The organism is Microbacterium sp., from assembly GCF_003248605.1.
Taxonomy (GTDB): Bacteria; Actinomycetota; Actinomycetes; order Actinomycetales; family Microbacteriaceae; genus Microbacterium.
The window spans coordinates 1-25799 of the sequence record NZ_QFPF01000026.1; the positions used below are offsets into that span (position 1 = coordinate 1).

Annotated in this window: 23 protein-coding genes; 10 read left to right on the top strand and 13 right to left on the bottom strand. The window is 68.4% G+C overall.

Features of this window, described 5'->3' with window-relative positions; translation table 11 throughout:
* Positions 1 to 295: 295 nt before the first annotated feature.
* From DI573_RS05645 to DI573_RS05655, 3 genes are all read left to right on the top strand, one after another.
* A complete protein-coding gene (locus DI573_RS05645; RefSeq protein ID WP_292811569.1) occupies positions 296 to 1744 on the top strand; it encodes a LuxR C-terminal-related transcriptional regulator in 1449 nt (482 codons plus the stop codon).
* A 204-nt stretch (positions 1745 to 1948) separates the two neighbouring features.
* On the top strand, positions 1949 to 2530 hold the full coding sequence (locus DI573_RS05650) for a UDP binding domain-containing protein (RefSeq protein WP_292811570.1): 582 nt from the start codon (positions 1949 to 1951) through the stop codon (positions 2528 to 2530).
* 323 nt (positions 2531 to 2853) lie between these two features.
* Positions 2854 to 4260, top strand: coding sequence for an HNH endonuclease signature motif containing protein (locus DI573_RS05655; protein WP_292811573.1), 1407 nt, complete (start codon positions 2854 to 2856; stop codon positions 4258 to 4260).
* A 393-nt stretch (positions 4261 to 4653) separates the two neighbouring features.
* On the opposite strand, the gene DI573_RS05660 is transcribed toward DI573_RS05655, so the two are convergent.
* The 9 genes from DI573_RS05660 to DI573_RS05700 all read right to left on the bottom strand — a co-directional run bounded on the left by DI573_RS05660 (position 4654) and on the right by DI573_RS05700 (position 15245).
* Positions 4654 to 6126, bottom strand: a complete 1473-nt coding sequence (locus tag DI573_RS05660) for an FGGY family carbohydrate kinase (protein ID WP_292811575.1) — start codon at positions 6124 to 6126, stop codon at positions 4654 to 4656.
* Between the two features lie 20 nt (positions 6127 to 6146).
* Positions 6147 to 6947, bottom strand: coding sequence for a BtpA/SgcQ family protein (locus DI573_RS05665; protein ID WP_292811577.1), 801 nt, complete (start codon positions 6945 to 6947; stop codon positions 6147 to 6149).
* Positions 6944 to 7762 (bottom strand): DeoR/GlpR family DNA-binding transcription regulator, encoded by an 819-nt coding sequence (locus DI573_RS05670; protein ID WP_292811579.1) that lies wholly within the window; start codon positions 7760 to 7762, stop codon positions 6944 to 6946. Before DI573_RS05670 ends, DI573_RS05665 begins: the two co-directional genes overlap by 4 nt.
* An 8-nt stretch (positions 7763 to 7770) precedes the next feature.
* The gene (locus DI573_RS05675; protein WP_292811581.1) at positions 7771 to 9096 is read right to left on the bottom strand and encodes an amidohydrolase family protein; all 1326 of its coding nucleotides are present in this window, start codon (positions 9094 to 9096) and stop codon (positions 7771 to 7773) included.
* A complete protein-coding gene (locus tag DI573_RS05680) occupies positions 9093 to 10676 on the bottom strand; it encodes an ABC transporter ATP-binding protein (RefSeq protein ID WP_292811584.1) in 1584 nt (527 codons plus the stop codon). Before DI573_RS05680 ends, DI573_RS05675 begins: the two co-directional genes overlap by 4 nt.
* A 29-nt stretch (positions 10677 to 10705) precedes the next feature.
* Positions 10706 to 11806, bottom strand: a complete 1101-nt coding sequence (locus DI573_RS05685) for a BMP family ABC transporter substrate-binding protein (RefSeq protein ID WP_292811586.1) — start codon at positions 11804 to 11806, stop codon at positions 10706 to 10708.
* Positions 11807 to 11829: 23 nt separating this feature from the next.
* Entirely contained in the window at positions 11830 to 12864 is a 1035-nt protein-coding gene (locus tag DI573_RS05690; protein ID WP_292811588.1) for an ABC transporter permease, read from the bottom strand.
* Positions 12861 to 13994 (bottom strand): ABC transporter permease, encoded by a 1134-nt coding sequence (locus DI573_RS05695; protein WP_292811590.1) that lies wholly within the window; start codon positions 13992 to 13994, stop codon positions 12861 to 12863. Before DI573_RS05695 ends, DI573_RS05690 begins: the two co-directional genes overlap by 4 nt.
* Before the next feature lie 435 nt (positions 13995 to 14429).
* A complete protein-coding gene (locus tag DI573_RS05700) occupies positions 14430 to 15245 on the bottom strand; it encodes a TetR/AcrR family transcriptional regulator C-terminal domain-containing protein (RefSeq protein ID WP_292811592.1) in 816 nt (271 codons plus the stop codon).
* Positions 15246 to 15361: 116 nt separating this feature from the next.
* Between DI573_RS05700 and DI573_RS05705 the strand changes: the two genes are divergently transcribed.
* Complete coding sequence (locus DI573_RS05705; protein ID WP_292811593.1) at positions 15362 to 16420, top strand: NAD(P)-dependent alcohol dehydrogenase; 1059 nt, start codon at positions 15362 to 15364, stop codon at positions 16418 to 16420.
* A 462-nt stretch (positions 16421 to 16882) separates the two neighbouring features.
* Here DI573_RS05705 and DI573_RS05710 read toward each other — a convergent pair whose 3' ends face one another.
* From DI573_RS05710 to DI573_RS05725, 4 genes are all read right to left on the bottom strand, one after another.
* Positions 16883 to 17689 (bottom strand): alpha/beta hydrolase, encoded by an 807-nt coding sequence (locus DI573_RS05710; RefSeq protein WP_292811596.1) that lies wholly within the window; start codon positions 17687 to 17689, stop codon positions 16883 to 16885.
* A 7-nt stretch (positions 17690 to 17696) separates the two neighbouring features.
* Positions 17697 to 18074 (bottom strand): hypothetical protein, encoded by a 378-nt coding sequence (locus DI573_RS05715; protein WP_292811598.1) that lies wholly within the window; start codon positions 18072 to 18074, stop codon positions 17697 to 17699.
* 258 nt (positions 18075 to 18332) lie between these two features.
* Positions 18333 to 19079 (bottom strand): SDR family NAD(P)-dependent oxidoreductase, encoded by a 747-nt coding sequence (locus DI573_RS05720; RefSeq protein WP_292811600.1) that lies wholly within the window; start codon positions 19077 to 19079, stop codon positions 18333 to 18335.
* Entirely contained in the window at positions 19076 to 19726 is a 651-nt protein-coding gene (locus DI573_RS05725) for a pyridoxamine 5'-phosphate oxidase family protein (protein ID WP_292811603.1), read from the bottom strand. Before DI573_RS05725 ends, DI573_RS05720 begins: the two co-directional genes overlap by 4 nt.
* Positions 19727 to 19977: 251 nt before the next feature.
* Here DI573_RS05725 and DI573_RS05730 point away from each other — a divergent pair, with 251 nt between their 5' ends.
* The 6 genes from DI573_RS05730 to DI573_RS05755 form a co-directional block, all read left to right on the top strand.
* Positions 19978 to 21081 (top strand): ABC transporter substrate-binding protein, encoded by a 1104-nt coding sequence (locus DI573_RS05730; protein ID WP_292811605.1) that lies wholly within the window; start codon positions 19978 to 19980, stop codon positions 21079 to 21081.
* On the top strand, positions 21081 to 22142 hold the full coding sequence (locus DI573_RS05735) for a zinc-binding dehydrogenase (protein ID WP_292811607.1): 1062 nt from the start codon (positions 21081 to 21083) through the stop codon (positions 22140 to 22142). The genes DI573_RS05730 and DI573_RS05735 overlap by 1 nt, the downstream gene beginning before the upstream one ends.
* Before the next feature lie 13 nt (positions 22143 to 22155).
* Complete coding sequence (locus DI573_RS05740; RefSeq protein ID WP_292811608.1) at positions 22156 to 22968, top strand: ABC transporter ATP-binding protein; 813 nt, start codon at positions 22156 to 22158, stop codon at positions 22966 to 22968.
* Positions 22965 to 23756 carry an ABC transporter permease gene (locus DI573_RS05745; RefSeq protein WP_292811609.1) on the top strand — a complete coding sequence of 264 codons (792 nt, stop codon included), beginning with the start codon at positions 22965 to 22967 and terminating at the stop codon, positions 23754 to 23756. The genes DI573_RS05740 and DI573_RS05745 overlap by 4 nt, the downstream gene beginning before the upstream one ends.
* A gap of 12 nt (positions 23757 to 23768) precedes the next feature.
* Entirely contained in the window at positions 23769 to 24830 is a 1062-nt protein-coding gene (locus DI573_RS05750) for a LacI family DNA-binding transcriptional regulator (protein WP_292811611.1), read from the top strand.
* A gap of 95 nt (positions 24831 to 24925) precedes the next feature.
* Positions 24926 to 25799, top strand: an 874-nt coding sequence (locus tag DI573_RS05755) for an NtaA/DmoA family FMN-dependent monooxygenase (RefSeq protein WP_292811613.1), incomplete at its 3' end; no start/stop codon positions are given.

The window sequence follows — 25799 nt, forward strand, 5'->3', positions numbered from 1 at the left end:
AATCCGCTGGCGAGCGGGATCGGCTATCCCCAAACAGATCGTCAAAATCACGTGCGAACGCACGCGCACCTTCGTATAGGCGACTCGAACGGACAACTATCCGCGAAAGGGACAACTTCAAGAAGAACCTACACAGACCTCGGCGCGCTCCACTGCCCTGACTTCGACACAACCGCGGACACCCGCTGGGCTTCTACTTCGCTTGACTAACCACATAGGGGCACCCCCCCGGATGGATCATGCAGACCCGTCTTCTTCTGTACACCTCCGCACTCGGCCCTGCGAGAGCCATCGCATGACGGCCCCGCTCGGGCGCCTCACGCCCCTCTCGCATGCGTCCTCGACCTCGTCACGTCTGGAGCGCGGCAGCCACGGGGTCCTCTCGCATCCCGTCGAGCACTATTACCGCTGCGATCCCCACGTGCTCCGGGAACTTCTGTCCCATGAGCGCCCCACCGATCCCACCGCACGGCGGGTGCGCGACATCCTCGTCTCCCTCATCGGCGGAAATCCCTACACCGGTCGACCACGCAAGGGCGTGATCGGGGTGCCGCCCGACGCCTGGGCCCGGGCGATCCGTCTGCGAACCGCAGGGACCCCGCGCAGCGCCCTCGAACTTGTTCAGACAACGGGACCGGCGCCGGTCTCATCTGTCCAGATCGATGCCTCGCAGGGATGGAACCCGTTCATGACGATGTGGCGCGGGAGCACCGCGCTGCTCGCGGGGGATCTCCCCGAGGCCGAGGCCCACCTCGACCGCGCGCGAATGTGGCGCGTGCCGCGCGAGGTCAGCGCCCTCCAGCGAGAGGCGTGTAGCTGGTCCGTTCTCCTGCAGGCCTTTTTCGGCGATCCATCCGACGCTCTCACAGAGATCCAGGTTCTCGACGACCTCCCGCGCACCGAGTCGTGGGTCGAATCGGACGTCGCTGCCGCACGGTATCTCGCGGGGGAGGCGCTCCGCGAATCGCCGCGATTCGATCGCGGTTCTGCGGAACCGATCGCCCGATGGAGTCTTCGCGAGACCTGGCCGTTCCTTTTCTGGCTGCAGTCCAGATCCGCCGTGCGCCGAGGCGCCGCCACCGAGCTCGACATCGTCATCGACTCGACGGCTCGCGCGGGCTGGCCCGGGGCTGAGAGCCGGCAGGGCATCGCCGGATCCGCTCTGCCCCTCGTGGGGGCACTCTCGGCAGCGCTGAGGGGCGACGCCAAGAAGGCGCGCGAACAGCTCTCGCGGGCCGATTCCCGCAGCGACTTCACCACGTGGGTCAGCGCGGGGCTGCTGCTCGACATCGGAGACCAGGATGCTGCGTCGGAGGCCGCCGCGCGACTGCTCGACAGATCCTGCAGCCTGAGACGAATACGCATCACCGCGAACGCCGTGCTGGCGGCCGTCGCCCTGGAGCGGCGGGATGCGTCAGCGGCCGAGGAGCATCTCGGCGAGCTGAGGCTGCTCGCGCGCCCCCTGAGTTCGACGGAGATCACTCGCTTGCCGGCCGCCGTGCGTGCAGCACTCGAAGAGCACCGCGACAAGGGAGCGCCCGCCGAGATCGGGCCGCGCTTCACCCGGGCAGACCGCGAGTTGCTGCAGATGCTCGAGTCGGGACTCTCCCGCGGCCAGATCGCTGCGAACCTGTATATCTCGATCAACACCGTGAAGACGCGGCTTCGACTGCTGTATCGCAAGCTGAACGTCGGCAACGCCGCGGACGCGGTCGTCGCGGCGCACCGCCGTGGTCTTCTCTGAAAAGTCATCTCCGGCGCCCGCAACCCGGTGCGGTGGACGGGTGAAAATCGGGTGAGTCCGCCGCCCACGTCGATGGCGAGCCGCGTTTTGCGGAAGGATCAGGATGGTGGGGCCACGACGGCCGCCAGCGCCGTCCCCAGCGGCGTGCCTCCTGCAACACTCTCCCCCCGGGTTGCACGAGGTTGGCGCGCCTCGACTCATTCGATGGCCCTCTCGAATCGCGCAGGTGAAGACCCGAACAGATCCGCAGCGTTTCGAGAGGGCCACGAGGGGTCTGCTTCCGTTCCGGACAGGTACCTGCAGGAGATCCTCGAAGCGGGGGTCGCGTCGGGCCGGCTCTCGTTCACGACCGACAGGGCCTCCGCATCCGGCGCCGCGCAGCCGGTGGTCGAGGCCCTCGGGGACACGGTGTTCAAGAAGAACATCACGGTGCTCGGCGCCGCGTTCAAACCTCACAGCGACGACATCCGCGACTCCCCCGCCCTCGACGTGGCCGTGCGACCGCGAGGCCTCGGCGCCTGGGTCACCGTGACCGACCCCGAGGCTCTCGAGAACGCCGAACGGGTGCATCCGCAGCTGTCGTATGTCGCCGACCGCGATGAGGCGCTGCGCGGAGCCGACCTCGTGCTCGTCGTCACCGAGTGGGACGAGTACCGGCGGCAGCTCTCCCCCGAGCACGCCGCCTCACTCACCACCGGGCGCATCATCGTCGATGGCCGAAACTGCCTCGACGCCGGCGCCTGGCGCGACGCCGGCTGGGACTACCGCGGCATGGGACGGCCCTGACGTCAGCCCCACCCAGGCGAACTCACGGAGCGGCGCGCCGACGACGAGCGCCAGCTGGAACAGGGCGAACGCACCGAGCACGACGCAGAGGGCGACGGGGCGGGGCTGCCGCGGGATCGCGAGCGATCCCTTGCCCTCGGCGGCGGGTTGGGCGCGGATGGGGCGGTGTCGGGCGCTCGGGCGGTGGAACCGACGGACGATGGGGCGGGGCCGGGTGGGCACTCGAAGATGAGGGATTTCTAACCCAGAAAGTTCTCCTACGGGGGCCCTGAGGGGTCATTTTCCGGGGTTCGATGTCGGAGGCCCCGCGTACTGTTTCGAATATGAATACGAAGCCCGGCGGTGACACGCACGACGACGACGTCGACGGCGTCGACGCCGTGGCTGCAGGGTTGGCGGCGGAGTACGCGGCCGCGGTGGCCGCTATCGCTGCGGCAGAAGCTCAGGCGATGGGCGTGCTCGCGCGGGCTCAAGCCGTGGGGCTGGAGCGGGTCGCGGAGATCCCCCGCACCGCCGGCCGCGAAGCGGAACTGCCGTTGCGGGCGTTGGCGGCAGAGCTGGGCGCGTGTGCGCGGCAGCCGGATCGCTCGGTGCAGCGGCGGATGAACGACGCCCACACCCTGGTGAATCGGTTCGCGGCGACGTTTGAGTCTCTCGCGGCAGGGGCGGTGTCGGTCGGGCATGTGCGGGCGATCGTCGAACACGGGGTCAAGATCACCGACCCGACCATCCGGGCCGCGTTCGAGACCGAGGCTCTGGAGCGGGCCGCGTCGACCACGCCGGGGCGGCTCGGACCGCAGCTCGCGCGGCTCGTGGAGCAGGTGCAACCGACCACCTTCGCCGAGCGGCACAAGGTCGCGCGGGAAGGGCGGGGCGTGTGGGTGCGGGACGTCGCCGACGGGATGACCGAACTGCTCCTCCGCGGCCCGGCCGTGCCGGTGCACGGCATCCACGACATGATCACCCACATCGCCCGCGACGTCCTCAACACCGCACGCGCCGCAGAGGCGGCGGAAGCCGCGCCCGCGGACGCCGCTCAGGCCGGGGCTGAGCTCGCGGCTGAGGTCGGAAGCGAGGGTGACGGCGAAACCGTGGACGAAGCCGTCGTGGACTCTCGGACGATGGATCAGGTTCGTGCCGACGTGCTCACCGAGATGGTCCTCACCCACCGCATCGACACGGAGACCGGCGAAGGGCTCGGCGACGGACACGGCGGGTTGGCGTCGATCCGGGCGACAGTGAACGTCACCGTCCCGGCGCTGGCGCTGGCTGGCGTGACCGATGATCCGGCCGAGCTCGTCGGGCGGGCACCGATCGACCTCGACACCGCGAGAATCCTCGCCGCATCCGTCCCCGGATGGGAACGAGTGCTGGCCGATCCGATCACCGGCGGAGTTCTTGCGGTCGATCGGTACACGAGGTCGGCGGATCTGACGAGGCATTTGAGGGTGCGAGATCCGCACTGCAGATTCCCCGGATGCCGCATGCCCACACACCGCTGCGACGTCGACCACGGCCAAGACTTCGCCCTCGGCGGGGCAACTGATCATCGAAACCTCTGCGCGCTGTGTCGACGACACCACATCCTGAAGGGCGAAACACCCTGGCGGGTGAAACACCACCCCGGCGGGGTGATCGAGTGGATCTCCCCCGGCGGACTCCACTACACCGACACCCCACCACCCGTCACCATCGGATTCGTGCCCGACGTCGAGGACGCGCCGTTCTGAGCGGTCCGCAACGGACTCAGTTCGCGGAGGCAAGTCCTCAGCCGTCAGCGGTGCACCTGTCGCATGGGACGTTTCAACGCGTTACGTTCACTCAACGGCCGGAAGACGAGGCGAGGCTCGGCCAATCACCGTAAGGGGGTTCGGTCAACGGAGATCCCGACGAGGGGAGCTCAGGCCAGCTCGGAGCGGCTGGCGCCGAAAGATGTGGTACGCATCTTCTCCTTCTCGTGCGGGGTCAGCCGACTCGTCGGGAGAAGATCTGTCGTCGGCGTCGGTGTGCTGACATGCGGGTCCGGGATCGGCTGTCCCTTGTAACTCATCTTGTCCATCCGATCGATCTCCGACTCCCTCGTCACCAGCCTTCACACAGCGCCCCTGGAGAGTCGTTGCTCGCTATCTGCGAGATAGTGCACGCATCGTGCCAGCGGTATTCGCGGAGAGGTCGCGCCACAGCCCGTACGCGTCGGAGTATCGTTCCACGAGGTCGGCATCGGGATCGACGGCCTCGCCCTCGGCGACAAAGCGGGTGACTTCGCTCCAGTCATCGAGCGCGCCGATTGCGATCGCGGCGGCGATGGCGGCGCCGAGAGAGGCTCCCGGGTGATTCTTCACAGTGCGAAGCGGGATGCCGAGCACGCTGGCGTGGATCCTCTTCCAGAACATCGACGTGCTGCCGCCGTTCGTGACGGTCGCCGCCTCGAGCGGGAGACCCGCGGAGCGAAGCACCTCGGCGTTGTGCCGAAATCCGAACGCGATGCCCTCAAGAGCTGAGCGGTAGATGTCGTGGCGGTCGTGACCGAGATGGAGACCGGCAAACACACCCCGCAGATCGGGGTCGTTGATGGGCGACTTCTCGCCGAGGAAGTAGGGCAGGCAGAGCACGTCGGCCGCGGGACGCTGCGCGGCCGACGCATCGAGGGCGGCGAGGTCGTCCTCGCCGAGCACGGACTGCACCCAGCGCACGAGGCTGCCACTGGTCGCCATGCAGCCGTTCGGCAGCCAGAGCCCGTCGACAGGGTGCTCGTCGAGGTAGAACCGATCGTCGACCACGGGCGACGCACTGACGGCGAGGATGTCTCCGGCTCCGCCGAGCTTGATGAGCCAGTCGCCGGGTTCATGAAGCCCGGCACCGTAGGCAGAGAGCACGTGGTCAGCACCCCCCGCGACGAGGACCACACTCGCGGGCAGCCCGCACCTCGCAGCGATGTCGGCGGAAATGCAGCCGACTAACGCGCCGGAGCGGACCACCGGCGCGAGCCTGTCGTCCAGGCCTCCTGCCGTGATGGCCGGAGAAAAGCGCTCCCCCTCGATTGTGAACAGACCAGACTCGAGGGCCCAGTTGCGCTCGACGTGAGGTGCCGCGCCGAGCGCCTGGAGCACCCAGTCGTACGAGCCGACGAGCGCCCGCGTCTGGGCCCACACCTCGGGCTCGGCCCGCTGCAGCCAGCGGGCGGTGGGCGCCACGGACTGCTGGGTCACCGGTGACCCCGTAACGATCAGCACACCGCGTTCGGCGAGTTCTTCGGTCAGCTCGGCGACCTCTCGGGCTGCACGCGCGTCGTTCTGAAGGATCGCGGGACGGAGGGCCCCGCCGCAGTCGTCGACGGCCACGACAGCGGGAACCATGCCCGTCGTCGCTATCGCGGCCACGCGGGAGGCGTCGGGACCGAGGACCGCGGTGAGCTCTTCCAGGATCGCGATGACATTGTCGAACCACTGCGCCGTCGAAGCCTCGGCCCAGCCCGGATGCGGTGAGGCCAGGGAGTTAGGGCGGGACGCCTGCGCAAGCAGGCCGCGGCCGCTGTCGAGGGCGATGCCCTTGACACCCGTGGTGCCGATGTCGAGACCGATGGTGATGGCGCTCATATCAGCCAAGCTTGACGCCTCTAGGCCTTCGCCGCCCGCACGAATCGGCGCGCGCGATCGGGATCGACGGCGTTCCAGGTGTGTCCGTCGACCTTCAGCGACGATCCGACGATGCAGCCGTCGACGACGTCGAGCATGTCGGCGATCGTGTCGGCACGGGCGCCAGTGTTGAGGATCACGGGAACGTCGCTCGGCACAGCATCCCGCACCTCGCGCAGGAGCGACATCTCGGGCCCGGCCCCCGCCATCGGGCCCGACACGAGGATCGCGTCGGCGAGGCTCGACACGACCGTGCTGCGCGCGGTCTGGGCGACGCTGCGGGTGCCGATCGGCGAGGCGAACTCGGGCGAGACGTTCATCAGGATCGCGATGTCGTCGCCGCCGAGGCGGCGGCGCTCGCGCAGCGTGGTCGCGGCGTCGGTGTTCCAGAGCCCCATGTCGGACTCCCAGACGCCGGTCACGACCTCACGCAGAAAGCTCGCACCGGTGGCCACCGCGGTGGCGAGCGCGATGCTCGGGTCCCAGAGGAAGTCGACGCCGAACGGAATGGAATCGGGGCGACATTCGGTGACCACACGCGACATCACGGCCGCCGCCTCGGGGCCGGCCTTGAGCTGGTAGGGGCGGTCGTTCTCGTTGCAGAACATCACGGCGTCGAAGCCCGCGTCGACCAGCACCTCGACGTCGCGGCGCACGTGATCGACGAGCCCCGAGACCCCGGCCTCGGCGTCGTAGAGGGGCGTACCCGGCAGCGCCGGCACGTGGGCCATCGCGATGAGGGGCTTGTCGGTGCCGGGGAAGATGGATGCGAAGCGGGTCATGCGCTGTCTCCTGCGAGTCTCTGAATGGAGGTTTCCGCGCCCGCGGCGGGAGCGACGGTGTACACGTCGACGCCGCGGGCGGTCGCGGCCTCGAGGGTCGGGTGGGTGGAGGGGGCATCGCTGACAAGCGCCGCGACGGCGTGCAGGGGCGCGACATTGACCAGGTGCACGCGCCCGAGCTTCTCCTGATCGACGCCCACGATCACCCGCCGCGATGCGCGGACGGCCGCCTCCTTCACGCTGGCCTCCTGCGGGTGGTACTCGGTGAGACCCCGTACGGCGTCGACGCCCGCGACGCCAGCGACGTAGGTATCGCAGTTGTAGCGCGCCATCATCAGCTCGGCATCACTGCCGATGAGGCTCAGCTCCCCCGGGCGGACGACGCCGCCCGTGAGGAGCACCTGTGTGCCCGGCTCGTCCGCCAGCGCCGTGGCGACGCCGATGCTCGGGGTGATGACGGTCAGGCCCAGGTTCAGGCCGCGGATCGCCTGTGCTACCGCGAGCACCGTGCTGCCGCTGTCGAGCACAACCGTCTCGCCGGGGTGCAGCAGCGCGGCGATCCGTTCGCCGATCTGCGCCTTGCTGCCGGCGGCACGCCCCGCGCGGAGACCGTACGACGGCTCGAAGGCCGTGCCCGCCAGCGCGATCGCCCCGCCCGAAACCCGACGCACAACCCCCATGGACTGAAGCGCCTCGATGTCGCGGCGGATCGTCATCTCGGAGACGTCGAACCTTTCGGCGAGGGCGACGAACGAGACCTCTCCCGCACGGATCACCTCTTCTTCGATGAGTGTGCGGCGCTTGGTGACATCCATGTCGTGCCCTACTTTCCCGCCGCGACTTTGCGGCCGATCAGAGTATCGAAGTCGGTCTGCAGCTGCGCCCCCGCGCGCTCGGCATCGACCGTGTGGACGATGCCCTCCGACATCAGCCACAACCCACCGACCATTGTGTGACTGACCGAGGCGCCCGAGGTGCAGTACACCAGCGCCGACTCCAGCGACTGCGCGCCGACGGGGCCGCGCCGAACCTCGTGCACGGGCACGGCGATGAGGTCCGCGACCGCTCCCGCCATGAGGCGGCCGTCATCGGGACCGCCCGCGAGCGCCCGGTGACCGTTCACGGTGGCGATCTCGAGGATCTCGCGCGAGGTGACCTGGTCGGGCGTGCGGCTCGAAAACGCGGCCAACTTGCCGAGCGTGCGCATCTCTTCGAACAGGTCGACGTTGGTGTTGTTGCAGACGTTGTCGGAACCGATCGCGACGGTGACGCCGGCGTCGAGCGCCTCGCGCACCGGCGCAGCCGGTGCGCCGCTCATCATCGCGACCGACGGGATCACGGCCATGGACGCCTGGGAACCGGCGAGGAGGGAAAGCTGCTCCACCGGCACTGTGTTGCAGTGCGCGAGGATCAGCGGCAGGTCGAGCAGACCGAACTCCTTCATCACCTCGAGGGCGGAGCGGCCGAACTCCGCCTGACAGAAGGCGTCCTCCTCGCTCGAGGTAGAGAAGTGCGCGTGCAGGCCGACCCCGAGCCGCGTGGCGAGCTCCACCTCGGCGCGGATGGCCTCGGGCTGGTTGTCGACGAAGAACGCGTGCGGGCCGACCCAGCCCTGCACGAGCGACCCGTCGGGCACGGACTCGGCGAACGCCGCCGCCGCCGCGAGCTCGCGAGCGCGGACCTCCTCGTCGCCGAGCTCGACGATGCCCCACGCGATGCGGGCGCGCATGCCCGAGCGCAGGACGCCCGGCAGGATCTCGTTTGCGTAGAAGTACTGATCGGCGAATGCGGTGGTGCCGTGCCGGATCATGTCGGCCAGCGACACGTCGACCGCCGCGGGGACGAGCTCGGGGGTGAGGAACTCCTCGTGGCCGCGCAGGGTCTGCAGGAACCCCTCCATCGTGAGCAGCGAGACGCCCTCGGCGACACCACGCATGATCGACATCGGAGTGTGCGCGTGCGCGTTCACCAGGCCCGGAAGCACGACGGCCGCGCCGAGGTCGGTCACGTTCACTCCCGTGGGCCTCGGGCCGGCCACGGCGCCGATGGAGACGATCACGCCGCCGTCGACCTCGATCGCCCCGGGCGACAACAGTGGCTGGGCCGGATCGCCCGTCCACATGTGGTCGGCGACGATGATCTCGGTCATCGGTTCTCCTTCGGATCCGGCACATCGGCCGGGGTTTCGGGTGCCTCGGATGCGCCGCCGGTCATCAATCGTCCGAGGCGCTCGCGGTCGAGTTCGGCGCACGGGAAGGGGCCGATCAGCTCGCCGTCGAACATGACGGCGATGCGGTCGGAGAGTGCGAAGATCTCTTCGAGCTCGGTGGACACCAGCAGCACCCCCGCACCGGAGGCCCGGGCATCCGACAGCGCGGAGTGCACGAACTCGATGCTGCCGACGTCGAGTCCCCGGGTGGGCTGGTTCGCCAGCACCACTCGCGGCTCGCCGCTGAGCTCGCGCCCGATCACGACCTTCTGCAGGTTGCCGCCGGAGAGCGAGCCGACGACACGGCCGGGGGCGCCCCCGCGCACCTCGTAGTCGGAGACGATCCGCTGCGCGAATGCGCGCCGCTCCGCCTTGCGGATGATGCCCCAGCGCGAGAACGGGGCGCCCGAGAACCTCGTGCTCACCGCGTTCTCTTCGAGGGTCGCGAGCAGATTGAGCCCCACGTGCATGCGGTCGGCCGCGATGTGGGCCACCCCCGCGGTGCGCACCTCGGCGGGTGACTTGCGCGAGATCTCGGTGCCCGAGAGCCGAATGCTGCCCTCCTCGGCGGGAGAGAGCGCCGCGATCGCGTCGACGAGCTCGTCCTGGCCGTTGCCGCTGACTCCGGCGAGACCGATGATCTCGCCGGCGCGCAGCTCGAGGTCGACGCCCTTGAGGCCGGTGCTGCCGTCCTGGCTGGGTGGAGCGGTGACCCCTGAGAGGCTCAGCAGCACGTCGCCTGGGTCGCTGTCGGCGCGGAGCGCGGTGAGCAGCACGTCGCGACCCACCATCAGTCGCGCCAGCTCGGCATCCGTCGCCTCACCCCGGGCGAGGTCGCCCACCACCTCGCCGCGTCGCATGACGACGATGCGGTCGGCGATAGCCTGCACCTCGGGCAGCTTGTGGGAGATGAACACGACCGATCGCCCCGAGGCGGCGAGCGTGCGCACCATCACGAGCAGATCGTCCGTTTCGCTCGGCGTGAGCACCGCGGTCGGCTCATCGAGGATGAGCAGCCGGGCGTCGGCGGCCAGCGATTTGAGGATCTCGACACGCTGCTGCGCGCCGACGGGCAGGTCGTGCACGACCTGCCGCGGGTCGATGTGAAACCCGGTCTCGCGAGCCAGCTCGGCGACCCGCTTCTCGGCGGCGGCGTTGTCGAAGAAGCCACCGCGCTGCGGCTCGCGGCCGAGGAGCACGTTCTGGGCCACGGTGAACGACGGCACCAACTCGAAGTGCTGATGCACCATGCCGATGCCGTTGCGGATGGCGTCCTGCTGGCCCCGGATCTCAACCGACTTTCCGTCGATGAAGATCTCACCGGCATCCGGGGAGTGCACGCCGAAGAGGAGGTTCATCAGCGTCGTCTTGCCGGTGCCGTTCTCGCCGATGAGGGCCAGGACCTCACCGGGTGCCACCTCGAGCGAGACGTCCGCGACCGCGAGCACGCCGGAGGCGGCGAAGTATTTGCGCAGCCCCCGCAGCTCGAGCCGGGGCGTCTCGCCCGAGGTGGTCAGCATGTGTTCGTCCGTTCCGTGGTGCCGCGGGCTTAGGAGGCCAGGCCCAGTTCGGCGCAGATGTCGCTCGACGGATCGTTGAGCGCGTCGCACACCTCGATGGAGGCGTCGATCAGCTGCATTCGCAGATCCTCGACCTCGGTGGACAGGGCCTCGACCATCCCCGCCAGCTCGGCGGGCCCCTCGTCGGCGAACACCGTCGATCCATCAGCCCACGACAGTCCCGTCACGCCGTCGGACAGACCGGCCTGAACGAAGCCCGACTCGAACTCGTCGTTCAGCGCCGCCTCGATGAGGTTGTAGGTGGTCATGTCGACCCGCTTCATGACCGAGACGATGACGGAGCCGGGAGCATCGGCATCCTGGTTCGAGTCGACGCCGATGGCGTACTTGCCCTCCTGGGCGGCGGCGGTGAAGACGCCCTGACCGCTGAGGCCGGCGACGGCGTAGACGATGTCGTTGCCCTCCTGGTAGAGCGCGAGCGCCGCTTCCTGGCCGACCGATGGGTCGGAGAACTCGCCGTTCAGGTACGTCGGGGTGACCGTGCACTCGGGGCACGCCGCCAGGACGCCCTGCTTGTAGCCGTAGAAGAACTGGTCCAGGCCCGGGGCCTCGACACCGAGCACCGCGCCGACCTTGCCCGTCTGCGTCATGCTGCCGGCGATGTAGCCGCCGAGGAAGCTGCTCTCGTGCACATTGATGGCGTACGCCTGCACGTTGTCGGGCAGCTCGTCGGCGAAGATGTCGCTCGGCACCCCGAACAGCTGGTCGGGGTTCTCTTCGGCCACCGCGAGCAGCGCGTCGGGCTCGAGGCCGGGCGCGAGGATGATGTCGGGCTGGGTGGCGACCGTCGAGCGGATCACGCCCTCCTGCTGCGAGACGGACTCCGCCTCGACGAGGCGCCCCGAAACGCCGAGCTCGTCCTGAGCCAATTCGGCGCCGGCGATCGCCGAGTCGATGTAGCCGCCGTCGCCCGCGGCGCCGGGGGTGATGAGCGCGTAGGTGAATTCGTCGTCGGGCGCACCCGCTCCGGCATCCGAGCCGCCGCCCGCGCAGCTTGCCAGCAGGGCGGTCGCCGCGAGGGCGGCGAGAGGGAGTGCGAAGCGGCGTCGTGCCGCAGTGTGCCGTGACATGTGTCTCCTTAGAGGGATGGGAATCACTTCTGTGGTGGAGCGGGTAGTGCGGTCGGGGGGTGGTTTTGCGCGGCGTTCTCGGTTGCGGAGGTTTTTGCGGCTGTGGGTGTGGGCGGCGGGGGCTGCCGCAGCCGCCGGAGCGGGATGCGGCTGCTGCCGCGCCACAGCCGGGCGAAGGAGGTGCGGGACTTGGCGCGCAGTCCGACGAGCACGAGTGCCACGAACGCGGCGCCCTGTGGGATGAACTGCGTGACACTGCCAGGCACATCGAAGGCCTGCAGCCTGATCGATGCGGCGCTGGCGAAGCCGAACACGGCGGCCGCGGGCACGATGAAGGCGGGCCGGTTGAGGGCGAGCAGCGCGGCGGTGATGCCGATCCAGCCGCGATCGGCGCTCATGTTGCGAGTGAAGAGGCCGAGGTCGCCCACAGAGAGGTACGCTCCTCCGATTCCCGCGAGGGCTCCCGCGACCAGAAGAGTGAGGGTCTGGTAGCGAGCGATCGGCAGGCCCGCGGACGCGGCGGCTCCGGGGGCCTCGCCCACGGCGAGCAGGTGCCGGCCACTGCGGGTGCGGAAGTACACCGCGACGAGGACCGCGACCAGAAGCGAGAGGTAGACCAGCCAGTTGAGACGGGCGAGCAGTGGCCCGAGGAAGGGCAGGTCGGAGAGGACCGGGATCGCGATCGGCGGGATCCGCTCGATGCCCGGCGCATACGTGCCGACGCCCCCGAAGTAGGAGCGCATCAGGAACACCGTGAGTTGCAGCACCAGGATGTTGAGCCCGATCGCGAGCACCACGAGGTCGACGCCGAGGCGATTTGCGACGGCCATGATCGCGCCGATCGTGGCGCCGGTGGTCGCGGCCGCGAGCACTCCGATGAGGTTGTTGCCCGTCGCCGACGCCGCGAGGATGCCCACGAAGGCGCCGGAGAGGATCTTGGACTCGATCGCGAGGTTGAGCACGCCCACGCGAGCACTGAGCATCGAGGCGATGGCGCAGAACAGGATGGGAACGGTCAGCCTGATGCCGCTGTTGAGAAAATCGGCGAGCGTGTTCATGCGGCCGCGCTCCCCGGGCCGCGGCCGGGCGGTGGTGCCACGCCCGCTCCGGCATCGATGAGCTTGTTCGCCCGGCGGCGGTCGAGCCAGCGCTCCCACCGCGTGAGCAGGGGCGCCTGGGCGGCGATGAAGACGATCATCAGCGCAAGCACCGTCGAGCCGATCTCGCGCGGCACACCCAGCACGATCTGCAGGCCGTTGACGGCGCCGACCGTGATTCCGGCGTAGAGGATGCCCAGCAGGCCCGCCCCGATGGCGGTCGTGCCGCCGAGGATCGCGGCGGTGAGCCCGGTGAAGCCCGTTCCGTCGGAGAACCCCTCCATGACGCGATAGTTGGTGCCGAGCACCTGCACTCCCCCGCCGAGCCCCGCCAGAGCACCGCCGAGCAGGCCCGCCCGCAGCACGCTCGCCGTGCTCGACATGCCCGAGTAGCGCGCGAACAGCGGCGCCTCCCCGGACATGCGCTGCTCATAGCCGGCCGTCGTGCGGTTGAGGAAGAACGAGACGAGGATCACCGCCACGACCGCCAGCACGAAGGCGAGGCCGAATTTCGTCGATACGTCGAAGACCGGAAGGCGCGCCTCCTCGTTGACGACGGGCGTGTAGCCCACGGTCGACGCTTCGGCACGGAGTGGATAGTTGACCAGGAAGTCCAGCAGCAGCCCGGCGATGGCGTTCAGCACGATGGTGATGATCAGCTCGTTGACGCCGAGGAAGACCTTGAGCAGAGCGGGGATGATGCCCCAGGCCGCGCCCATCGCTGCGGAGGCGGCGAGGGCGATGACGGGCGCGACACCGGCCGGGGCTGCGATCGAATAGCCAGCGACTGCACCCGCGAGGCCGCCGAGTGCGTACTGGCCCTCTTGACCGATGCTGAACAGTCCTGTGCGCAGGGACACCACGGCACCGAGGGCGCAGAAGATGATGGGCGAGGCCAAGGCGAGCGTTCCACCGAGGTTGCAGTGACCGGGCGTACAGCTGAACCCGGCCTGGATGACCGTGGAGGCGGCGGCTAGCGGCGACTGGCCGAGCGTGGCGACCAGAATCGCTCCCACGACGAGCGCGGCGACGATCGCGAGCAAGGGCATGCCGACACGTCGGATGGCCCTCTCGATCGCGTCCTGCTGCATTGTGGCTCCTGCCGCCTGTGCCCGCCCCTGTGGGCGGTGCACCCAGCTTCCGGGACGCGTGTTACATATTCACACTTTGCGCGTTTCGTGAGCGTTACAGATTCACATCCTGATGCCATCGGCCGGAGAGGGGCGCACCCTCGGCTTCACGTTAGGCGCACAAAGCTGCCGGGGATTTCGGGAATCTGTTTCCGACGAGACCACACGGCCAATCCCGCGGCGGCGATGTCGAACCTTGAAAGTTCTCGAGCGGGTCCCTGACGAGTCAGTTTCCGACGGAGAACGACTCGGCGACGGACACGCACGACTCGCATTGATCGGGGCGACAGTCAACGTGCGACCCGATAGAAACCTCTGCGCGCTGTGTCGACGACACCACATCCTGAAGGGCGAAACACCCTGGCGAACTCCACTACACCGACACCCCACCACCGGTCACCATCGGGTCCATCCCCGACCTTGCGGACGCGCCGTTCTGAAGAGATCAGCCTCAGGCTCAGCAGCACCGGCACGGGCGGCGGCGGAACTCCAACCGCGCTCATGCAGACGCTCGAAGCCGTCGAGCAGCAGGTCGAGAGCGAACTCGAACTCGAACTGGTCGTCGCAGCCGTAGCCGACGACCGAGTCCTCGTCGTGGGCGACCGCCGTCGCGACCGTGACGATGTGCGGGTAGGAGCTCGCCAGCTGTTCGAACATGGCCGCGCGCTGCTCCGCCGTCGGGGCCGGCGGGGGCTCTGAGCCTGACGTCGACCCGTCGAACAGCTCCTGGGTGAAACCCCACATGCGGCCGCCGAGAGCGTGCATGACGTGATGCGCGAGGTCGGGGGTCAGGCCTCCGCCGAGGAACAGCGCGGCGAAGCCCTCCTGATACTCCAGCACCGCCGGCGTCGGGCGGGTGCGGGACTCTATCGCCTGCCGCGCCCAGCGATGCCGCTGAAGGGCGCGTCTCGCCGAGAGCACCCGGGCGCGGACGGCGCGTTTCCACTCGGAGCCACCCTCGGGCGGGTCGATCTCTCGGATGATGCGCTCGACCATCCCGTCGAGCAGCTCATCCTTGTTCTGCACGTGCTTGTAGAGCGCCATGGGCACCACACCCAGCTCCTGCGCGAGGCGGCGCATGCTGAGCGCGTCGATCCCGATCCGATCAGCGAGAGACACGGCAGCCGCGAGCACGTCGTCGCGGTTCAGGCGCGCGCGCACGTGCGGCCTGGCCGTCGAGGGCTGCTCCGTCGGGGGCTGCTCCGTCGCCATGATTCTCCTCCGCGAAACCCCGGCTCGGTGGCCGGACCGGTGTTGACAGGAGTACAGCGTACACCTTAGGTTCTCGGCAGAGGTGTACGACGTACACCACGAGACAAGGAGCCGAGATGTCCAGCCCGATCGAGCAGCAGCATCCGAATTCCGACCGCGGCGGGAGCGTACCGAGCACCATGACGGCGGCCGTCTACAGCCGCTTCGGCGGGCCCGACGTGGTGAGCATCGCGCGACGGCCCACACCTCGCCCGCGCTCCGGCGAGGTGCTGGTCAAGGTGCACGCTGCCACCGTCAGCGCCGCCGACCACCGTGCCCGCGCCAAGGACATCCCCCGCGGGCTGCGGACGCTCAGCTCATTCACGCTCGGCTTCTCGACCCCGCGACGCCCCGTGCTGGGCATGGATATCGCCGGCGTCGTCGTGGCGGTGGGAGCCGAGGTCACCCGGTACCGGCCGGGTGACGCGGTGATCGCGATGCTGGGGGCCCGTTTCGGCGGGCACGCCGAGTACGCGATCGTGCCTGAGGGCGCGGCGATCGCCCGCAAGCCCGAGGGCCTGGGCTTCGAGGATGCGGCCGCGCTCGTCTTCGGCGGTGTCACCGCACAGGCCTTCCTCGCCCGGGCCGGGCTCTCGAGCGGCGCCGCGGTGCTCGTGAACGGCGCCTCGGGCGCGGTCGGCACGGCCGCCGTGCAGCTCGCACAGAGCGCCGGCGCCATCGTCACCGCCGTCACGAGCGGCGCGAACGCCGACCTCGTGCGCTCGCTCGGCGCACAGCGAATGATCGACCACACGCGCACCGATTTCGTGAACGACGACGCCACCTACGACGTCATCGTGGACTGCGTGGGCAACGTGCCCTTCGCTCACCTCGAGCCACTCATCCGTCCCGGCGGCGCGCTGCTGTCGGTCATCACCGATCTGCGCGGGATGCTGTCGGCAGGCCTCCGCGCGCGCCGCTCCGGCAAGCGCGTGATCGCCGGGAACGTGCCGTATCGGAGCGTCGACCTCGCGCACGTGGCGCGGCTGGCCGAGGAGGGACGCTTCCGCCCCGTCGTGGAGCGGGTGCTCGATCTCGCCGACATCGCCGAGGCCCATCGGCGCGTCGATACGGGGCGCAAGCGCGGGAATGTCGTCGTGCGGATCGCGGGCTCAGATACGGCGGAGCGAGCTTGATGAACTGGTGCGCCGCGGACACGACCGTCGACGGCCCGTGTCGGGGTGAGAATCGGGGTGAACGCCGCGTAATCGGATGGCCTGCTGCACTCCGAAGCCGAGATCAGTTCTTGCACTCGGACGACATGGACGACGCGCGCCTGCGCCTACTCGAGCACGACGCCGGGCCCGCGCAGGTCAACGTCGGCACCGGGTCGGACGTAACGATCGCCTCGACGATTGCGTCGGTTGTGGGGTATTCCGGTGCGGCCGTGTGGGATACGTCGAAGCCGCCTGAGACGCCGCAGGAGCTTTCGGGCGTGTCTTTGCTGCCTCGGCGGGGTGGAGGTGCTCCGTTTCGCTGGAAGAGGGGCTACCACGCACGGTGAACTGGCACCGGGAGCACGTGGGGCGAATTGCGGGAGCGGTGCGACGCGAGGCGTCGGATGACAGCATCCACGTCGTGCCTTCCGTCGTCGCGAATCAGGCGGCGCCGTGCTCTCTGAGAAACGAATGGACGAGCTGGGCGAAGGCCCGCGGCGAGGTGGCAAAGGCATCATGCGCGTCGTCGGGAATCTCGATGAGGCGACTGTTCGGGATGCTCCGATGAATGGTCTTCGATCCCGACACGAGCCACGCGGGGCTGCGCAGACCGGTGACCATGAGCGTGGGTGCCGTGATGGCGGCGAATCGCGCGAGGTCCGCCCCGAACGCATCGGTGGCGCGGATCTCGCGCGACCAGGTGGGCGCGATCGCGGCACGCTCGGCGAACCCCGGAACCGTGCGCAGCAGGTCGCCGCGCACCCGGGGAAACCTCACGAACTCGGCGCTGCCGATCGCGAGTGCCTCGTAGTGGTCTCCGCGAGCGATGGCGGCGTCGTATCGGGCGATCGCCTCGCCGCCGACGGGCCCCGCGAGAGGCGCCGGGGGCTCGTAGAGCACGAGGGCGGGCAGAGGTCTCGCGAGCGCGACGGCGAGCGCGACAAGTCCGCCGAAGGAGTGGCCGAGCAGCACCGCATCGGGGCCGGCGACATCGAGCACCGCCTCGATGTCCTCGACTTCGCGGCGAAAGGCGTATGCGGCGCCGTCACCGCTCTCGCCCCGTCCGCGCCGGTCGGCGGCGTAGACCGTCATGAAAGGGGCCATGGCATCGGCGAAACCGCGCCAGTGCGCCGCCGTGTTGATCGACCCGTGGCAGATGACGAGCGGGCGCCCCTCACCCGTGACGGTCGCCCCGATTCGGGTGCCGTCGGGCGAAGTGACGTGCACGGTGTGGCGAGCCCGCGACATGATGCGATCAGCTGCCCAGTGCGACGATCAGCGACAGCACCGCGAGCAGCGCGACGACCGGGGTCATCGTGAACCGCTCCTTGCGACTGCGGGAGACGGCGTTCATCAGGATGCCGAGCACGAAGTAGCCCGTGACGACCCAGGCTGCAACGACGAGAGCAGCATCCGGAACCGGTGCGGGGACCGCGCCGGCGCGGGCCAGCACGATCCAGCCGATCAGCGCGTACACGAGGATCGAGACCGCGCTGCCGATGCGCTTGCCCGGCGGCAGCACACGGTCAGCGCCGCCCCAGGCGAACTCGCCCAGCGGCGCGCCGAGGATGAGCGCGAGCTGGAACAGGGCCAGCGCAAAGAGGACGAGGCAGAGGGCGACGGCGGCGAGCACTTGCGAACAGTAGCAGTGGTGGTTTGCGAGACGGGGTGGGGGTTGGCGCCGGAACCTTTCGTGGGCCGCTTCTCCTTCTCGACGGGGCCTTCACACGGCGACCCGGAAGGGTCGTTGCACGCGGTCTGCGAGATAGTGTACGCATCGTCCCAGCGGCATCCGGGCTCGACGATGCTGGGCGACGCCGCCACCGTCGGCCTCGTTCGGACGTGTGACGCCGATCTCCCGGGGCGGCGGCCGGGCAGCTGGGCGGTCAGCCTAGTGCATCACCATTCCGCCGGTGATGTTGACCGCCTGCCCGGTCAGGTACTGCCCGTCTGGCGACGCGAGGAACAGCGCGAGGCCGGCGACATCATCAGGTGTGCCCAGCCGACCCAACGGCGAGTAGCTCGACCAGAGAGCAACCTTCTCCTCCGTGCGAGTGTCTGCGCCCATCTCGGTGAGCACGTACCCCGGGCACATCGCGTTGACGCGGATACCGTGCTCGCCGAGTTCGAGCGCGGCCACCCGCGTCAGCGCGACCACCGCGGACTTGGACGCCGCGTACGACACCTGCCCCCCACCGCCTGCCTTCGCAGCCATGGAGGCGAGGTTGACGATCGCCCCGCCCCGCCCCGCGTCGATCATGGTGCGGGCTGCTGCCTGGATCGTCACGAGCATGGATCGGGTGTTCACGGCGAACACCTCATCCCATTCCTGCGGAGACGTTTCGAGAACCGTCCCGAATCGCAAGGTGCCTGCGTTGTTCACCAAGACGTCGATTCCGCGAAGCGATGTGATCGCGGCATCCATCGCCGCCTGCGTGCTGCGGACGTCGCTCAAGTCGACTTCGACGAAAGTACCTCCGATAGCCGCCGCGTGCGCTTCGCCCTGTGCGCACAGGCGATCCAGGATGGCAACGTCGGCGCCCTCTGCCGCAAACCGCTCGGCAATGCGCGCACCGATGCCGCGAGCGGCGCCCGTCACGACGACACGGCAGCCCTCGAAGCGCGCACCGGCGCTCATGCCTGGACCGCCCGCCGAGTCCAGGTGCCGGCCTCTCGCGCATAGTGCAGGCGGCGATTCAGCGCCTGGGTGTGCCCCTCCCAGAAGGTGACGGCATCGGGAATGACCCGCAGCCACCGCCAATATTCGGGCCGTGGAATGACAGAGTCGCTTTCGACGAGCTCCGAGAAGGCGGTCAGCTGCGCGGACTCATCTTCGAGTGTGAGCCCGTGGAATGAGACGCTCCGCGATGCCTGCACAGGCCGCGACTCTCTGGCGAACCTCTCATCACTCTCGGCATCGTCTGCCCAGACGACAGCGCCGGTGACGTTGATCGACTGGGCAGTCTCACGCCAGTACATCGACACCGCCGCCCGGCCGGTCTCTCTCATCTCCACGCCTTTGCGACTACCCGCGTTGGTCGTGAAGAGGAGGGCGTCGGCTTCGACGTCGAGCAGCTGAACGGTACGGCTGGAGGGGATGCCGTCACGCGAGGACGTGGCGAGGGTGACGTAATAGGGCTCAACAGCGCCCCGAGCCACGACGGCATCGAGCCACCCACCGAGGAGATCGAGCGGGTTTTCCGGCGCCGCAGCCTGGTTCAAGGGCGCGACGTCCGTTGGCGTCTGGGGAAACACCAGCTGGGGATCTCGGGACGGTCGCGACATGGGTCTCCTCTTCTCGGACGGCGTCTACGGGCTCGACCTCTACAGAATGACAGCGACAAGACGGCCACCATCGCCGAGAAGCAGAACGTTTTACAAGCCTGTAATAAAACGATTTAGATTGCGGTCACTTTCCTTGTTAGCGTGCCGATCACGCACTCACCCCCCGTTCCATCACCGTCTCCACCGAGCGCGCAGGCACTACGAGCCCACATAAGCCCGCCGGTTCACCGGCACCGCATGGAAGGTCCACCATGACAACTGCCCGCCACCTGTCCGCCAAGCCCTGGGGAGCGCTCACGGCACTCTCTGCCGGCGCCCTGCTGCTCACCGCCTGTGCCAGCGGGTCCACAGAACCCGCAGCATCCACCACCCCCGCCAGCGACCTCATCAGCGCGGAGCGGTGCGCCGCCAACGAGGCGGCCGGCCCCATCACCTTCCTCACCTCGTTCAACTACGTGGCATCGGCGGGCCTGCTCGACGTGGTCACCGCGATGGAGAAGGGCCTGTTCGCCGATCTCTGCCTCGACGTCTCGATCGAACCCGGTTCGAACAACGCTCAGCTCGTCAGCGCCGGAACAGCGCAGCTCGCCGGGGTGGGCAGCCCGTCCGACGTGATGGTCGCTATCGACAACGGCGCCGACATCTCGGGAATCGCGACCTACGGCAACACGCCGGCGATCATGCTGATGACCAACGATGACGTCACCTCGCTCAGTGACCTGTCGGGCGTCACCGCCGGATACAAGGGCGCGGTCCCGCCGCAGATCTCGGCCATGCTGAGCGCCGACGGCGTCGACCCGAGCACTCTCGAGTGGGTGTCGGTCGGCTACGACGCGACCATCCTGCCTTCCGGCCAGGTGCAGGCGCTCACCGGCTACAAGTCGAATGAGCCGCTGGTGCTCGCTTCGCAGGGCTACGACATCACCCAGTGGGACCCGGCGGACTATGGCATCGAGTCGGCCTTCAACACCCAGATCGTGAACAACACATTCAAGGAGGAGCACCCGACCGCGGTCGAGGACTTCCTGCGCGCAAGCCTGTACGCCTACACCTGGATCAACGAGTCCGACGAGAACCTCGACGAGGCGCTGAGCTACGCCGAGGCCCTGTCTGAGGCCGGCTACGACCTCGACCTCAGCCGCCAGCGCTGGGAGACCGAAGTCGAACTGATCAACGAAAGCCAGCCCGCAGATCTGCCGATCGGCGGCCAGTCGGCGACGCAATGGACCCCCGAGGCGGACATGCTTGTCGAGTACGAGCTGGTGGGCGCTGCACCCGATCCCGAGTCCGCCATCGACACGTCGTTCATCGAGGCGATCTACGACGGCAGCACCCTCATCTGGCCCGCCCCGTAATGAAGGCTTGGGTCCAGACCGATTTCGGCGGACCGGAGGTGCGGCGACTGGAAGAGGTCGCCGCACCCTCCCCCGCCCTCGGAGAGGTCGTCGTGCGCACGCTCGCCGTGGCACTCAACCGGCTCGACGTGCTTCAGCGCGCCGAGCCGGTGATCCCCGGAATGTCGGTCCCGCACATCGCGGGAATGGACATCGTCGGCGAGGTCGTCGCCGCTCCCACCGAGGGAAAAGACCTGATCGGATCGATCGTGCTGGTCGACCCCGTCGTCAGCTGTGGCGAGTGCGACATGTGCCACGCAGACACCCCCACCTACTGCGCAAGCTTCTCCACCATCGGGTCGACCCGCTCGGGCGGGATGGCCGAACTCGTCGCGGTACCCGCGGCCAACTGCACCGTGATCGACGCAGACCCGAACGACCATCATCGTCTCGCAGAACTCGCCGCGCTCCCTGTCGCGTGCACCACTGCCTGGCGGGGCCTGCTCGGCGCCGGTCGACTGCGCGACGGTGAGACCGTCGTGATCCCCGGGGCGGGCTCGGGCCTGGGCTCAGCCGGCGTGCAGATCGCGCTCTCGCGCGGGGCGCGGGTGATCACGATGGTCTCGGGCACGCGCAAGAAGGCGCTGGCCGAGGCCTCAGGCGCGCACCACGTGATTGATCGGATCGCCACACCCGATTGGGTGCGCGATGTCACCGACTTCACCGGCGGCGCCGGCGTCGACATGGTCTGGGATCACGTCGGCGGAGCCTTCCTCGGCGAGGCCCTTCGCGCCACGCGGCCGGGCGGTCGAGTGGTGCTCTCGGGTACGACCGCCGGGCTCGACATGCATCTGCATCTGCCCGATCTCTATCAGCGTGGCCGCAGCATCCTGGGTCACGGCAGCTATGGCCGGGCCGACATCGCCTCGGCGATCGCCGCGTTCACCGACGGCGAGTTCTCCGTCGTCATCGATTCGGTCTGGGCATATGAAGAGCTGCCGCAGGCCGAAGCCAAGCTCGAATCCGGCGACTTCTACGGCAAGATCGTCGTCCTCGGACCTGCCCTCTCGAACGCTGCCTGACGTGAGGAACACCATGCAAAACACCCGAACCAGTGCATCGACCATCAGCCTCGACGGCGTCGGGCGCACCTATACACGGGGCAAGAAGTCGGTACAAGCCCTCACGAACGTCAACCTGACGATCCGCCAGGGCGAGTTCATCACGCTGTTCGGACCCTCCGGGTGCGGAAAGTCGACCCTTCTGCGTCTGATCGCCGGGCTCGACACCCAGACCACCGGCGACATCTCCGTGTTCGGCGCCACACCCAAACAGGCCTCGCAACGCAAAGACATCGCCTGGATCCCGCAGTCGTCCGCCCTGCTCCCATGGCTCGACATCCGCTCGAACGCGCGACTGTCGTCGGTCATCAACAAAAGCGCGGACCGCGCGGGCAAGACCACTCGCAGACCCGAGGACGCGGTCGAGCTGCTCAACGAGATCGGCCTGGGCGACTTTCTCGAATCCCGCCCCGACCAGCTCTCGGGCGGCATGCGGCAACGCGCCTCGATCGCACGCGGCTTCGCTCAGGGGGCGCCTCTCATGCTGATGGACGAGCCATTCTCGGCTCTCGACGAGCTCACGCGCGACACGCTGCGCATTCGCCTCCTGGAGCTCTGGGACAGACACAAGAAGACGATCGTGTTCGTCACCCACTCCGCACAAGAGGCCGTCCTGCTCAGCGATCGCGTGGTCGTCATGAGTCCACGACCCGGCCGTATCCACCGTGTCGTCGATGTCGGATTTGATCGCCCGCGGTCGTGGGAGCTCACCGACACCCCAGAGTTCGTGGCGAAGGTCGCCGAAGTCAAACAGGTTCTGTGGAGCGCTTGGGAGGGAGACGAATGAACGCCATCGCTCTGACGGGTCGCCCCCGTCGCCGCGTGAAGATGTCGGCGCGCACCGGAGGTGCACTGCTCGCGATCGGCGCGCCGATCTCTCTGTTCATCGTGCTCGCCCTCGTTTGGCAGTGGGCCGCGGCAACCTTTACGAGCGTGCTGCCGCCGATCCAGGACATCATCGGCGACATCCTCTCGCGGCCCGAGTTCTACCTCGAGAACCTCGGAGTCACGCTCTATGCAGCCATGGTCGGTCTGGCCTTCGGCGTCGTGATTGCGCTGGCGCTGGGCGCGGCGATCGTGCACTTCCGGTTCTTGCGCGCTGCGATCATGCCCGTCGCGCTTCTGCTCAACGTGACTCCGATCGTGGCGATCGCGCCGGCCCTCGTCGTCGCATTCGGCTTCAACGAAGTACCGCGGATCGTCGTCGCCGCTCTGAGCGCATTCTTTCCCATGCTCATCAACTCCATCACGGGCCTGCGCTCCGTCGACCCGCAGGCCCTCGAGGTTTTTCACGCCATGTCGGCGAGCGGACGTGAGATCTTCTTGCGCCTGCGGGTGCCCTCGAGCCTTCCGTATCTCTTCGCCGGACTGCGGCTCTCGGTCACCGCCGCGATGGTCGGCGCGGTCGTGTCGGAGTTCACCGGTTCGAGCAGAGGCATCGGAGCGGTCATCGTCATGGCCACGACCTACTTGAACCTGCCCCAGATGTGGGCGGCGATTCTGTTCTCGGCGGTGACCACTCTCTGCCTGCTGGGACTCGTCGGGCTCCTCGAGCGTCTGATTGTGCGCTGGTAGCCTGATTCCGACATGCATGCCGCAATGGCGGGGCCAGGACCCGTCACCCTCAAGCAGGTCGCCGAGCACGCAAACGTGAGCATCGCGACGGCCAGCAATGCGCTGACCGGTACGCGCAAGGTCAGTGCCGCCTCGATTGAGCGAGTGCTGCGCTCGGCGGCAGAGCTCGGCTATCAGCGCAACGAGGCGGCACGCACCCTGCGTACCGGGCTTCGCAACACGATCGGCGTCGTCGTTCCCGACGTCACGAATCCCTTCTGGGGAAGCATGATCGGCACCATCGAACGGATCGCCGGCCAGGGAGGATTCCAGGTCGCACTGACCAACACCGAATTCGATCCGGAGCGCGAGGCGGCCGCGCTCGCCCGGTTGGTCACGCGCGTCGACGGCATCCTGCTGTTCTCTACGCAGCCCGATAGCGACAGCATCCAGCCGCTCGTCGATCTTGCACTACCGATGGTTGCCTGCGACGAGGTCTTCGAGCTCGACGGGCTGGGAGGGGCGTACTCCGACAATGCGGGGGGTGCCCGCCTCGCCGCCCATCATCTCGTCGACGCCGGCGGAACCGTCTTCGGGATGCTGGAGGGGCCGGCCGCGCTGCCGACCGCGGCGCAGCGGAGCACGGGTTTTCGCGCGGGCCTCGCTGAGCGCGGCGTGGATCCATCCCGCATCCACAGTGCGGTCGCAGAGTACTCCTTCGAGGCCGGGCGACATGGAGTCCGGCGGCTGTTGGCGGAGCATCCAGACGTGGATGCGCTGTTCGCCTTCACCGACAATCAGGCCATCGGTGCGATCTTCGAGGCCCATGACCTCGGCCGTTCGATCCCCGAAGACCTGCTGGTGTGCGGATTCGACGACATCAGCTGGTCGTCGCGCGTCTCACCGTCGCTCACGACCCTCCGGCAGGATGCCGAAGGTATGGCGACCTATGCCGTCGAGATGCTGCTCGACATGGTGACCACCGGCGCGATGCCCGATGTGCGCGTCTTTCCCGTGCACCTGATCGCCCGGGAATCCACCCGAGCGCGGAACGCTTCTTCTTTGGTGGACGCAGCTGGCGTTACAACTATGTAAAACGTTTTAGTATTGCGCGTTCGCGCGCGGCTTCACGCGGCAAGCTGGAGACGTCGCCTCACGGGCGGCTCGACGCGAGACTCCGGGAGCACCGCATGACCACACCACTCCACCTCGGGGTGTTCGAGATCCTCACGCCATCCAACGGCGTGCCCACCTGGCGTCACCCGCAGGGCCGAGGCGACCGTTATGGTGACGTCGGATACTGGCAGGGCCTCGCCCGCACGCTGGACGCTGCAGGGTTCGACTTCCTGTTCTTCGCCGACAGCTACGGCTACCCCCTTGTCGACGGCGTCGTGCCCGAAGAGGTCCTGACCCACGGCATCCTCTTTCCCGGCTACGATCCGATGCTCCTCGTCAGCGCCGTCTCCCAGGCCGCCCCCAGCCTCGGCATCGTGATCACCTCCTCGACGTCGCTCGAGCAGCCCTTCCCCACCGCTCGACGCTTTGCGACCCTCGACGCGTTCACCGGCGGCCACATCGGCTGGAACATCGTCACCGGCAGCACCGCGCAGGTGACAGAAGGATTGTTCGGCATCACCCATTTCGACCACGACACTCGATACGACGTCGCCGACGAGTTCGTCGACCTCTGCCGCACTCTCCTCGAGGACAGTTGGGACGATGGCGCCGTGGTATTCGACCGCGAGACCAACACGCTCATCGACCCCGCTCGCGTGCACGAGGTCGCTTATCGCAGCAAGCATTTTGCGAGCCACGGACTGTTCAAGGTTCCCCCCGGCCCCCAGCGCACGCCTGTTCTCTTCCAGGCCGGCGCCTCGGCCCGCGGGCGCGACTTCGGTGCTCGCAACGCCGAGGCGATGTTCATCCAGGGGCAGAACAAGGAACAGGCGCGCACGGCCTCACGGGACATCCGCGCCCGGGTCTCCGCCGCCGGTCGCGATCCGCACAGTCTGCGGCTGCTCAGCGGGGTCACCGTCACCGTTGCACCCACGCGCACAGAGGCGC

Coding starts and splice junctions, on each gene's coding strand:
- DI573_RS05695 (WP_292811590.1), bottom strand. CDS start 13,994: ATGCAGCAGGACGCGATCGAGAGGGCCATCCGACGTGTCGGCATGCCC.
- DI573_RS05675 (WP_292811581.1), bottom strand. CDS start 9,096: ATGACCGAGATCATCGTCGCCGACCACATGTGGACGGGCGATCCGGCC.
- DI573_RS05725 (WP_292811603.1), bottom strand. CDS start 19,726: ATGTCGCGACCGTCCCGAGATCCCCAGCTGGTGTTTCCCCAGACGCCA.
- DI573_RS05705 (WP_292811593.1), top strand. CDS start 15,362: ATGTCCAGCCCGATCGAGCAGCAGCATCCGAATTCCGACCGCGGCGGG.
- DI573_RS05665 (WP_292811577.1), bottom strand. CDS start 6,947: ATGACCCGCTTCGCATCCATCTTCCCCGGCACCGACAAGCCCCTCATC.
- DI573_RS05740 (WP_292811608.1), top strand. CDS start 22,156: ATGCAAAACACCCGAACCAGTGCATCGACCATCAGCCTCGACGGCGTC.
- DI573_RS05690 (WP_292811588.1), bottom strand. CDS start 12,864: ATGAACACGCTCGCCGATTTTCTCAACAGCGGCATCAGGCTGACCGTT.
- DI573_RS05750 (WP_292811611.1), top strand. CDS start 23,769: ATGCATGCCGCAATGGCGGGGCCAGGACCCGTCACCCTCAAGCAGGTC.
- DI573_RS05645 (WP_292811569.1), top strand. CDS start 296: ATGACGGCCCCGCTCGGGCGCCTCACGCCCCTCTCGCATGCGTCCTCG.
- DI573_RS05745 (WP_292811609.1), top strand. CDS start 22,965: ATGAACGCCATCGCTCTGACGGGTCGCCCCCGTCGCCGCGTGAAGATG.
- DI573_RS05650 (WP_292811570.1), top strand. CDS start 1,949: ATGGCCCTCTCGAATCGCGCAGGTGAAGACCCGAACAGATCCGCAGCG.
- DI573_RS05680 (WP_292811584.1), bottom strand. CDS start 10,676: ATGCTGACCACCTCGGGCGAGACGCCCCGGCTCGAGCTGCGGGGGCTG.
- DI573_RS05730 (WP_292811605.1), top strand. CDS start 19,978: ATGACAACTGCCCGCCACCTGTCCGCCAAGCCCTGGGGAGCGCTCACG.
- DI573_RS05710 (WP_292811596.1), bottom strand. CDS start 17,689: ATGTCGCGGGCTCGCCACACCGTGCACGTCACTTCGCCCGACGGCACC.
- DI573_RS05655 (WP_292811573.1), top strand. CDS start 2,854: ATGAATACGAAGCCCGGCGGTGACACGCACGACGACGACGTCGACGGC.
- DI573_RS05735 (WP_292811607.1), top strand. CDS start 21,081: ATGAAGGCTTGGGTCCAGACCGATTTCGGCGGACCGGAGGTGCGGCGA.
- DI573_RS05685 (WP_292811586.1), bottom strand. CDS start 11,806: ATGTCACGGCACACTGCGGCACGACGCCGCTTCGCACTCCCTCTCGCC.
- DI573_RS05670 (WP_292811579.1), bottom strand. CDS start 7,762: ATGGATGTCACCAAGCGCCGCACACTCATCGAAGAAGAGGTGATCCGT.
- DI573_RS05720 (WP_292811600.1), bottom strand. CDS start 19,079: ATGAGCGCCGGTGCGCGCTTCGAGGGCTGCCGTGTCGTCGTGACGGGC.
- DI573_RS05660 (WP_292811575.1), bottom strand. CDS start 6,126: ATGAGCGCCATCACCATCGGTCTCGACATCGGCACCACGGGTGTCAAG.
- DI573_RS05700 (WP_292811592.1), bottom strand. CDS start 15,245: ATGGCGACGGAGCAGCCCCCGACGGAGCAGCCCTCGACGGCCAGGCCG.